Origin of the sequence: Thermodesulfobacterium sp., from assembly GCF_030445475.1 — a bacterium.
GTDB classification, from domain to species: Bacteria; Desulfobacterota; Thermodesulfobacteria; order Thermodesulfobacteriales; family Thermodesulfobacteriaceae; genus Thermodesulfobacterium; species Thermodesulfobacterium commune.
Window position 1 is genome coordinate 1 of record NZ_JASUTP010000037.1, and the last position, 10,752, is coordinate 10,752.

Genomic DNA, 10,752 nt, shown 5'->3' on the forward strand with positions numbered 1-10,752 from the left:
TAATCACCAAGGCTTACTTCCTCGACCTTCCACCCCGCCCTCAACCAGGCATAGGCCTGAACATGCCCTCCGTTAGTCCATCATGCACAATGCTTACTTAAGGCATAGGATCTCCTTTTTAAAGCGTTATTTTTTATAATTTTAATATAAAAACTTAATCTTGTTAAGTCTAATTAAGTTTTGTAGGTTAATGTTTGTTGCAGGTGGTTTTATTAACAGACAGTCTTGAAAAATTTGTTAAAAGGTTTTTAATTAAATTAAATTTACTACCAAAATCTCGGGGCGTAGCTCAGCTTGGTAGAGCACCGGCTTCGGGAGCCGGGAGTCGCAGGTTCAAATCCTGTCGCCCCGATGTTTCTATTTGCTATTTCTGGTTTGAGAAAAAGTTATGATGGATAACCTTTTTTCTAAAGATTTCGAGGTTTATAAAGATATCAAAGAACAAAAGTTTTTGGTAAAGATTAAGGTATTTGTACCAGATAAGCCAGGTTCTCTTGCTACTCTTGCCGACCTTTTTGGACAAAACCAGGTTAACATCGTATATTTTTACTACAACCGGTCAGAACATCCTAACAGGGTCATCATAGAAGGAAAATTTCAGGATCTTTCTGGCTGGGAAAAGGTCAGACAAAGTTTATCAGAAAAAGGGTGGTTTGAAGAAACCTACCAAGAAAACTTTGACATAACCGAACCTGAGGGTGTGTTTAAATTAGCTGTTTTTGTAGAACACAAACCAGGTACCTTAGCCAAGATTGGTAAGCTTTTACAAGAATACCAGGCAAACGTTGTGTTTATGAGTTTTGATGAATACCTTTCTGAAAACAAGGCTGTTATCGCTTTTTACTTGCCAGAGAAACAAAAGGCAAACGAGCTTTTATACTCCCTGAATCAGGCAGGTTATCATTATAGTTTAGAATATTCAGGAAAAGAAGAGGAAACCACCAGGCTTTTGGGCCTAAACCTTCTGGAACGTTTTTATTTTAACCTGAAAAAACTCCTTCCAGAAGACGAAGTAGCAGAAATCAAAAAATTAGTAGAAACATCTAAATACCTTTCGGAAAATTTAGTTAATTTTAATAAAGAGGCAGGGAAAAACTTAGAAGCCGGAGAAGTTTTTAGCAACATCTTAAATTTTGCCATTTATTCAAGAACCAAAGTGGGACCAAACTTCTTTTTTAAAAAGTTACCAAGTATTCCTTTTGGAGAGGTTATTTTACACACTTTTAAACCTCCTACCGGGGGAAATCTTTATTTGTTTCAGCTAAACGGCGAATATTACCTGATAGATACGTGCTATGGGGTATATTATCAAGACATCAAAACCATGCTTCAAAGCCAAGGGATAAATCCTGAAAAGATCAAAAAAATCTATCTTTCACATGCGGATGCAGACCATGTAGGTCTTACTGGTTATTTTGAGGAAGAATTTCAAACTGAGGTTTGGTGTCACAAAGATGCAATAAACGTGATGAAAAATGAAAACCGGGTTTATGGTGTTGCTACCCCTCTTTCTGAACTTAATCATTATTTTACCATCTTAGTAAACTATTTTACCAAAACCAAGTTTCCCAGGTTCCCCAAGGTTTTTAACAGTAAAAAAACGGATGAAACACTCTATGGTTTTCCTGTAATTGACTGCTTTGAGATAGGAAATTTAAGGTTTAAAGTCTTAGAAAGCTTAGGAGGGCACATTCCTGGACAGGTATTTTTTCTTTGTGAAGAATTTGGCCTTCTTTTTACCGCAGACTATCTCCTTTATGTGCCAAGCCTTACAGAAGAAGAAAAAAAGGTGCTAAACATACCTAAGTTTTTGATGACAAGCACCAACGCTAACTCTGCCCTTTTTAGAAAGGAGATGGAACTTTTGCATAGACTTTCTAAGGACCTTGATAAAAAGCTTAAAACTCAAGGCAGAGGCCTCATGATTTTCCCCGGACATGGAGACTACTATCCTGCTCGTCTTTTATTAAAGTCATAGATGAAAGTTAAAGCCTTTATTCTTGCAGCTGGGTTAGGAACAAGACTTCGCCCTCTTACCGAAGAAATTCCCAAACCTCTTGTTCCTTTGTTAGGTAGCCCTATCATAGAGTATGTTCTTAAAAACCTGAGCCAAATAAACCCTGCAGCCATAGGGATAAACCTTCATCATAGACCAGAAAAAATTTTAGCCTGGGCTAAGAGCTGTGCTTATAAAGAAAAATTTTTCTTCTCCCTAGAAGAACAGATTTTAGGAACAGGAGGAGGGATAAAAAAGGCAGAACCTTTTTTAAGAGATTCATTTTTTGTGGTTTATAACGGGGATATTTTTGCAGAGATAGACTTGAGAGAGGTGCTAAAATTTCATTTAGAAAAAGGAGCTTTAGCCACGTTGGTGGTTAAACCTAACCCTTCTGCAGATAAAATCTTTATGGATGAAGAAGGGAAATTTTTGGGAGTAGACCCTCTTTATGTTCCAGAACGATGTTGTAAAAAAACCGGTTTTACTGGTATAGCTGTTTATAGTCCTGAGTTTTTAAACTTTCTCCCTGAAGGTCCTTCTACGGTTTTAGAGGGTTGGGTTGAGGCGTTAAAAAAAGGTTATCCTATCTATACCTATGAGCTAAAAGGAGCCTGGTTTGACATAGGAACCCCTGCCTCATACTTGAAGACTCTGGTTTATCTCTTAAGAACCCAAGGAGAAAATCTATACGTGTGTCCAGAGGTTGCTACAGATGGGGTAGAATTTCAAGGCTATGTATCGGTTGAAGTAGCCTCTCAACTTGAAAAAGGAACTTTTTTAGAAAACGTAGCGGTAATTTCACCAGAAAGTATTGTTTCTGGCAGGTTTAAAGACGGAATTTTAGGTAAAGATTTCTTTATCCAAGTCCCAAGAGAACAGTTTTTACCTCACTCAGAAGAAGGTTTTCTGATAGGTTATGGGGGCTCTGATCGGAAGTTTTACAGGATAAACGGTTTGGTTAAGATGAAGGTTGAAAGACTAAACGAAGATTTTTTTAGGACGGTAGAGTTTCAGAAATTTTTTCACGATAAAGGGGTAAAGGTTCCTCATATCTTACAAGTTTCCCAAGAAAAAGGAGAGGTCTTTTTTGAAGACCTGGGGGATCTTTCTTTGTATAACTGGTTAAAAGGAAAAAGAAACTTAACTCTGATAAAAGAGATGTATCAAAAAGTGCTTGATGAGGTGGTAAAATTACATACTATTCCTGTAGATGATGCTGTAATAAATAAATTTAGAAAATTTGATTATGAGCATTTTAGATGGGAAACGCACTATTTTAAAGAGAAGTTTTTGCATTCTTTTTTGAAGATTTCAGATGAGGAAATTTTAAAACAAGAGTTTGAACAATTGGCAAGGATATCTGATAGTTTCCCTAAAAACTTGATACATCGAGATTTACAATGTCAGAACATAATGATAAAAAACGGGACTCCTTACCTTATAGACTACCAGGGTGCAAGGATTGGACCTCCGGGATATGACATAGCCTCACTTTTATGGGACCCTTATTATCAGCTTGAAAAACATCTTAGGGAGGAACTTTTAGGTTATTACATAGAGAAACGTAAAAAATTAGACCCTTATTTTGAACAACAACCGTTTTTAGATAGCTTAATCTATCTAAGGATACAAAGACACCTGCAAGCCCTTGGGGCGTATGCCAACTTAAGTTTGTTTAAAGGGAAAAAGTATTTTTTAAAATTTATCCCTCAGGCCCTTATCTACCTAAGAGAAGAAGTAAAAGAGTTAGGTTGGTCTGGTTTAGAAGAAATGGTTGATGAAATTTATGAAAAATTGATGGTGGAGCCGGTGGGACTTGAACCCACGACCTCGTGAATGCCATTCACGCGCTCTCCCTCTGAGCTACGGCCCCACTCTCAAAGAACCAAATCGGATATAAAATAACCTGTTTATAGGTTTTGTCAATAGTTTTTACAAAGTTTTTCTTAGTCTTTTTCCTGTGCTTTTTGTAGGGTCAAATAGTCCTTTATTTCTTTTAATAACTGGGCTGGGTTTTTTATAGGATATTGAATATGAGTAATAATTTCTTCTAAAGAGATCCCTTTTATCGAAAGCCCGGAGAATTTTTCTTTTAAAACCTCTGCAGTTTCTACAGGATATTTCAATCCTTTTGATTTTTTAAGGACTAAATAAGCCCAGGGAATTTCTAAGGTTTTGGCTATGTCTTCGGCTACCACAGAACAGTAGTGAAGCAAGGTCTGCGCGTCATGTCCTTGTTTGATTTCTTTGTAGGCTAACTTGGCGATACCTCCTGCGGTATGCACTTTTAACTCTTTCATTTCCTCGTTTACCAGTTCTTCAAGAGCTTTAATCTTTTGCAAGGCAAGCTCTGGGTCTGCCCTCAGGATGTTTCTAACGGTGTTTTTAGTTAAACCTACCTTTTCTGCTATCTCTTCATCGGTTTTTACATACTCTTCTTTTAAAACCACCACAAAAGCAGCCCTGGCTAAAGATGGCAACCAGGTAAGGGTTCTAAATTCAGCAAGCTTACTAAGCCCACCTAATAAATCAATAGCTTTAAAAAACACTCTACTAACCAAATGTTCTAACTCTGCCTCAGAAACTGTAGGGCTGGTTATTTGAATAACCATAGGTTTTCACCTCCTTTTTATTTTTGAGAAATAGGTTCTTTTATCACTACTAAGCCGGTTTCGGTAATTTCTAAAAAACGGGTTTTGGTGTCGTGTCCGCACATCCTGCATCCATCAATCCTAAAAAGCCTTACTATTTCTCCGATTTCTTTTTTATACATTTTTGCCTTAAAGCTTGAATCGATAAGTTCTTTGGCTAAGACCATCGTTCCGTCAACGATATGGCCAACGGCATAGCCTCCTGCTGCTTCAGCCGTTAACTCCTCATGCCCGCTTCTTTTTTGAGACACAAAAAGGGCTGTTTGGTACCATTTTTTCATAAAATTATAAAGTCTTCTTACTATATTTCTTGCAAGCATTTCCTTGGTTTCAAAAAGACCAGTTACTGAGTCTATGATCGTAAAATTAGCTTTATAATGTTGAATAACATAAGCTAAGGTAGCCAAAAGGTCAGGCAAACTTTCTCTGAGCTTGGTTGAAGAAGCTGCGTCTATGATGATAAGGTTGTCTTCAAAATCTTTAAAGTTAAAACCCATGGCATTAGCTCGAAGCTCTAAAGAAGCCGCTAAAAAGTTAGCAGGTGTTTCTACCGTAATAAAAGCAACCCTTTCTCCTTTGGAGGCCTGTTTTATGGCAAATTGCTCAACCATCAAAGACTTTCCTGTGTCAGATACCCCAGTGATGTTAAAAACTGAATAAGCAGGTATACCACCTAACTGTTTTTTAACTAATCTTCCGTTTTCTGAAACCACCACATAAAAAAGTGGATCAAGCCCTTCTATCCCTGTAGACACTCCATAAAGCTTGGGAGCTTTCTTGAGAGCTTCTCCCCCTCTATAAATAGACTTTAAATCTGGCTCCCCAATTCCATACACATTTTCTTTTTTTTCTTGCATTTTCTCCATTTTAGACCTCTTTTTAAAATTCTGGTTTTTATATTAAAAATAAGTGTTTGACCATCTTTTTCAAGCCTTTTTAATTTAGAAAATAGGATGATTTGTTAAAAAATCTTTTTAAGGTTGATTTTTTAACAAAAAATGCTAATAAAACTTTACTTGTTATTTTGTTAACATAAAACAGTAGGAGGGTTAACTATGGAAGTTTTTTTGGCGGTTTTTCCTCTTCTGGTGGTCTTTTTGGGTATGGTTTTCTTTCACCGTTCTGGGACTTTTGTTTCTATCGTTGGGTGGGTGCTTGCAGTGTTGGTAGCGGTGACTTATTTTAAAACCCCTCTTTCAGTAGCTTTAGGGGCTACTTACATGGGAATAATCAAAGCCTTGGGTATAACCCTGGCAGTGCTTTTTACGATGTTTTTGATTTTTTTGATGAGAGAAACAGGAGACCTTAAAAACCTCATAGATTATATCAAGGGTATTGTAAAAACCAAAGAAGAACAGGTTCTTTTTTTAGGGATGGGATTTGGTTCGCTTAGTACTGCTCTTGGGATGGTTACTCCTGCGATGTTTCCTCCCATCTTTAGGATCTTGGGCTTTTCTCCGGTTGCTGCCATAGCCATCAGCATCCTTTGTTATGACCCCCTTACCTCTTTTGCCCTTTTTTCTATCCCAATTACCTTGCCTGCCAAGGTAGCTCTTTCTTTTGGGATTAATCCTTCTGGTATTAGTGGATTGGATGAATTTATCTGGGATTTTACCTTTAAAATCACACTGTTTCTACCGATCATCTCTCCTTTCTTTGCCTTTCTTATGCTTTACACCGTAGGAGGCTATGAGGCCATAAGAAAGAACTTTTTACCTGCGTTTTTATCTGGTCTTGTTCTTTCTCTATCTGCCCTTTTTTGTGCCTATACAAGGATTTTTCCAGTAGAAATAATAGGGGTAATTTCAGGCTTAGCTACCATGGTCTTTGTTTATTTTTACTATAGGGTGAAAAACGTATATGGCTCAAACCAAGAAGAAAGGGTAAGGTTTAGTTCAAGTATCTTAAAATCTGCCTCTCCTTTTCTTCTTTTGATACTTTTTTCTTTTATAGTAAATCTTGCACCGGTTAAAACTAAGCTTTCCTCGTTATTAGGGAATCTCGAGGTGATACCTATTTTTGCAGACAAAAAGGAAGATTTGAACATACTTAGTAACGTTTGGTTTTGGATAATGGTAGTCTGTATTCTTTCCATCGGTATTCTTAAACCTTCATCAGAGCAACTAAAAAAAACCTTTTCTCTTTGGGTTCAACGGTCTTGGGGTCCTTTTTTAGCCTATTCTCTGTTTTTTGCCGTAGCTTATATCATGGCCTGGTCTGCGATGGAGGTGGTAAACGGAAAACTCGTTTCTACACCTTATTTTAAAGACTATAACATGGACCGAATAATAGCTATTTTTCTAGCTAACACCTTAGGTAGTTTATATCCTATCTCTGCTCCTTTCTTAGGGGTTTTAGGAACTTTTGTAGGAGGAAGTGCCACTGCCTCTAACGTTCTTTTTGCTAAAATCCAATGGGAAGCTACCCTTTCTACCGTAGGAGCAGGGGCTTTTATGTGGGTTTATGCTGCTCATTCTGTAGGGGGTGGTATTGCTTCAGCCATAACCCCAGCAAAAATCACCAACGCTGCTGCTACCATAGGGGTTAAAGGAAAAGAAGAAGGACAGTTTATCAAAGCTGTAATACTTCCAGTGCTTGCAATAACTTTAATTTCTGGTATCTTAACGTTGATTTTTATAAACTTTTGGGGCTAATGATGAAAAAACCTCGTATTATAGTCACCGGTGGAGCAGGCTTTATAGGGGCTAACTTAGTAGAAGCCTTAAACCAGAGAGGCGAAGACCGAATTTTAATAGTAGATCATTTAAAAGAAGGCCCTAAATGGAAAAACCTTTTAGGGCTTAAATTTTTAGACTATCTTCAAAAAGACGATTTCTTAGATTGTATAGAGAAGAATCATTTCTCAGAGGTGGAGGCTATCATACATTTAGGTGCGTGTAGTGACACCACGGTAAAAGATTTAGACTATCTTTACAAAAATAACTATCTATATTCTAAAAAATTGGCTGTTTTTTGTTTAGAACATGGAATAACCTTTATTTATGCCTCTTCTGCAGCTACCTATGGGGATGGATCCTTAGGATTTTCTGATGATGAAACCCTTATTCCTCGGCTAAAACCTTTAAATCCTTACGGGTTTTCGAAACAACTGTTTGACCTGTGGGTTTATCACCATGGTCTTACGAAAAAGGTTGTTGGTCTAAAGTATTTTAACGTCTTTGGAGAAAAAGAATTTCACAAAGGAGAGATGAGAAGTGTGGTGTTAAAGGCTTATGAACAAATCAAAAGAGAAGGCAAGGTAAGACTTTTTAGGTCTTATCGGCCTGAATATCCAGACGGAGGTCAGCTACGTGATTTTATCTATGTAAAAGATGCGGTAGAGGCTACCCTTTTCTTTTTAGAGCATCCAGAAATAAAAGGGATATTTAACGTGGGTACCGGACAGGCTCGGTCTTTTAAGGATTTAGTGACAGCTGTTTTTTCTGCTCTTAACCTTCCTGTAAACATAGAATACATAGACATGCCAGAAAACCTAAGAAAACAATATCAGTATTTTACCCAGGCAGACATTACCAAATTGAAAAAAGTAGGTTATAATAAACCAATGTATACTCTTGAGGAGGCAGTAAAAAGTTACGTTTCTTGGCTGGAACAACAAAAACCTTTTTAGCCTATGGGTATAGACTATCTGTCAGAGTTTCTCAAAAAATTTTTTCGCATTCCCTCTAAACCTTCTGAGATATCTGAGATAGAAGAGGATATAAGAGAGGTTCTGGAAGACTACAAAGAAGAAAAGGTAGTTTCTGAGTTTGAAGAACGACTTATCTTAAACCTCATCAATTTAAAAGCGGTAGAGGTAAGAGAAATAACCATCAACAGACAAGATTTAGTGGGTTTTGACCTTAATTATTCCTGGGAGGAAGTCTTAAACATCATCTCTCGTCATCCCTTTTCTTTTTATCCGGTATATCAAAATCACTTAGACAACCTGTTAGGGTATGTAGCTATCAGAGATTTGTTAAGAGGAATTAACCAAAAGATTTTTATGTGGCAAGACTGGATAGTCAAAAAACCTCTTATCATTCCTGAAAACATTTCTCTTATGCAGGCTATGGAAAAGATGTTAGAAAAACAGACAGACGTAGCTTTTGTGGTAGATCAACTTTCAGAACTTACTGGAATGATCAGGTTAAAAGACATCTTATACGAGATTATTAAAAGCACCCCTTGCTGTCCTGCTCCAGACCCTCAAGGATGGTTGTTGGTGCCAGGCACGTTTAAGGTCAGAGAGATAGAAAATTGTTTAGGGATAACCTTACCTAAAGGAGATTTTGAAACCATCTCAGGACTTATCATATATCATCTTAAACGTATTCCAACCTCAGGGGAAAGGGTTTTCCTTCCTTTTTTAGAGGCTGAAATCATAAAATCTGACGGAAAGAAAATAGAACTTTTAAAGGTCCGAAAAAAGGATGAAAAACTTGTTCAACCTTAATCTTTTTTTACCTATCCTTTCTGGAATTCTTCTCACCTTAGCCTTTCCTAAATGGAACTTATGGATATTTGGGTTTTTAGGTTTAATTCCACTTTTCTGGGCGTTAACCCAAGCTAAAAATTCAACTCAATCTTTATTATATGGTTTTCTGTTTGGGCTTTCTCATTTTGCTACTCTGGTTTACTGGATAGTATATACCCTAACCAGATACGGTGAGTTAAACTTGTTTTTTTCCATCTTTTTGCTTTTTCTTATGTGTTCTTACCTTGCACTCTATTATGCCTTAGGTTTAACCATAGCCTATCGATGTCATATTTTTGACAGCCCTACTCTAACAAAGGGATTGTTGTTAAGCCTTGCATGGGTTGGTATAGAATGGCTTAGAGCTAATCTTTTTACAGGTTTTCCTTGGGGGCAAATAGGTTATATAGCTACTAACCTTTCTTTAGTTTTGCAGTTAGCTGAAATAGGAGGGGTTTGGTTTTTAAGCTTTTTTCTGGTTTTTACCAACTATTTTTTGTTTTTGTTGTTCAAAAAACTCTCAGAAAATCAAGGTTACCTGAAAACTTTTTTTGGTCTACACACCTGGATATTTTTTTTATCAACCATTTTAATCATGATTTCTGGTTTTTACTTAAAAACCCATTGGGAAAAAATAATTAAAGAAGAACCAAAGGAACTTAGAGTAGCCCTACTTCAAGGAAACATTCCTCAAGAGATAAAAGAGGCAAAGCAATTGGAGACCTCCTTTCAGGTTTATAGAAAATTAGCTTTAAAGGTCCTTAAAGAAAAACCAGACCTGATATTGTTCCCAGAAACCGCTTTCAACTTTTACTTTCCCTATGAGACCAAACATACTGTGGAGCTTCTTCGTCTGTTAACGGACATCGGAGCTGAAGGAAAAAAATTTAATCTAACCCCTCGAATCGTTTTTGGTACCTTTCGGTTAAGCTATACTGAAGGCAAACCGATGGCTTACAACAGCCTTATGGTATGGGATGGAAAAGACTTTGTAGACTTTTATGATAAGGTAAAGCTTGTGCCTTTTGGAGAGTATGTCCCCTTGGTAGAGTATTTTCCCTTTTTAAAAAATTTTTCAGTGGTAACCGATGTAATTAAACCAGGGTTTTCTAAAAACCTTTATGTACCTTTAGATACCGGGTTTATCAAGGTAACTCCTCTTATATGCTTTGAAAGTGCTTTTGGTGAGATTTTAAGACAAAGACTAAAGGAAAATACACAGTTGGTTTTTATCGCCACCAACGATGCTTGGTTCGGTCAAACCTCAGCCCCTTACCAACATTTCCAGATGGCAATACTACGTGCGGTAGAATCAAGAAGGTTTACCATTCAGGTAGCAAACTCTGGTATCACAGGGGTAATAGACCCAACAGGAAAAGTCCTGATTAAAACCCCTCTTGAAAAAGAGGTTGTCCTTACCAACAGTATAAAACCGTTATACCACCCTTCTCTTTTTGTAAAAACAGGTCATATACTTGGGCTAACAGGTTTTTTGGTCTTGGTCTTAATGGCTATTACCCTTATTCTTCGCAGATTTCTTCCCAGCTCTTAAAACCTTGGGGGTTAAAACCAAGAAACACGAGAAGCCTTTTTACAAAAAAGTCTACCAGATCTTCTAAAGTCTT

General features: G+C 37.1%; 9 protein-coding genes and 2 tRNA genes. 7 read left to right on the forward strand and 4 right to left on the reverse strand.

The features are described 5' to 3' along the window. Positions 1–278 precede the first annotated feature (278 nt). Positions 279–352 (forward strand) — tRNA-Pro (locus PWP26_RS07900). 39 nt (positions 353–391) lie between these two features. After that, positions 392–1,978, forward strand: a complete 1,587-nt coding sequence (locus PWP26_RS07905; protein WP_301399361.1) for an MBL fold metallo-hydrolase — start codon at positions 392–394, stop codon at positions 1,976–1,978. Here PWP26_RS07905 and PWP26_RS07910 read toward each other — a convergent pair. Next, positions 1,948–2,130 carry a hypothetical protein gene (locus PWP26_RS07910; protein WP_028843029.1) on the reverse strand — a complete coding sequence of 61 codons (183 nt, stop codon included), beginning with the start codon at positions 2,128–2,130 and terminating at the stop codon, positions 1,948–1,950. The genes PWP26_RS07905 and PWP26_RS07910 overlap by 31 nt on opposite strands. Here PWP26_RS07910 and PWP26_RS08220 point away from each other — a divergent pair. After that, on the forward strand, positions 2,045–3,835 hold the full coding sequence (locus PWP26_RS08220; RefSeq protein WP_353735821.1) for a phosphotransferase: 1,791 nt from the start codon (positions 2,045–2,047) through the stop codon (positions 3,833–3,835). The genes PWP26_RS07910 and PWP26_RS08220 overlap by 86 nt on opposite strands. On the opposite strand, the gene PWP26_RS07915 is transcribed toward PWP26_RS08220, so the two are convergent. The 3 genes from PWP26_RS07915 to PWP26_RS07925 form a co-directional block, all read right to left on the reverse strand. Then, positions 3,798–3,872: transfer RNA gene (locus tag PWP26_RS07915), tRNA-Ala, on the reverse strand. The two genes, PWP26_RS08220 and PWP26_RS07915, sit on opposite strands and share 38 nt — an antisense overlap. A 73-nt stretch (positions 3,873–3,945) precedes the next feature. Beyond that, the gene (locus tag PWP26_RS07920) at positions 3,946–4,611 is read right to left on the reverse strand and encodes a bacterio-opsin activator (protein ID WP_038062083.1); all 666 of its coding nucleotides are present in this window, start codon (positions 4,609–4,611) and stop codon (positions 3,946–3,948) included. 17 nt (positions 4,612–4,628) lie between these two features. Continuing rightward, positions 4,629–5,507, reverse strand: a complete 879-nt coding sequence (locus PWP26_RS07925) for a KaiC domain-containing protein (RefSeq protein WP_367652126.1) — start codon at positions 5,505–5,507, stop codon at positions 4,629–4,631. Between the two features lie 198 nt (positions 5,508–5,705). Here PWP26_RS07925 and PWP26_RS07930 point away from each other — a divergent pair, with 198 nt between their 5' ends. From PWP26_RS07930 to lnt, 4 genes are read left to right on the forward strand one after another with little or no spacing between them, the layout of a single operon-like run. After that, a complete protein-coding gene (locus tag PWP26_RS07930; RefSeq protein ID WP_301399363.1) occupies positions 5,706–7,304 on the forward strand; it encodes an L-lactate permease in 1,599 nt (532 codons plus the stop codon). 2 nt (positions 7,305–7,306) lie between these two features. After that, positions 7,307–8,281 carry an ADP-glyceromanno-heptose 6-epimerase gene (gene rfaD, locus PWP26_RS07935; protein WP_022855178.1) on the forward strand — a complete coding sequence of 325 codons (975 nt, stop codon included), beginning with the start codon at positions 7,307–7,309 and terminating at the stop codon, positions 8,279–8,281. Positions 8,282–8,284: 3 nt separating this feature from the next. Next, on the forward strand, positions 8,285–9,106 hold the full coding sequence (locus PWP26_RS07940; RefSeq protein ID WP_038062076.1) for a transporter associated domain-containing protein: 822 nt from the start codon (positions 8,285–8,287) through the stop codon (positions 9,104–9,106). Beyond that, positions 9,084–10,679 (forward strand): apolipoprotein N-acyltransferase, encoded by a 1,596-nt coding sequence (lnt, locus tag PWP26_RS07945; protein ID WP_301399364.1) that lies wholly within the window; start codon positions 9,084–9,086, stop codon positions 10,677–10,679. Before PWP26_RS07940 ends, lnt begins: the two co-directional genes overlap by 23 nt. Positions 10,680–10,752: the final 73 nt, after the last annotated feature.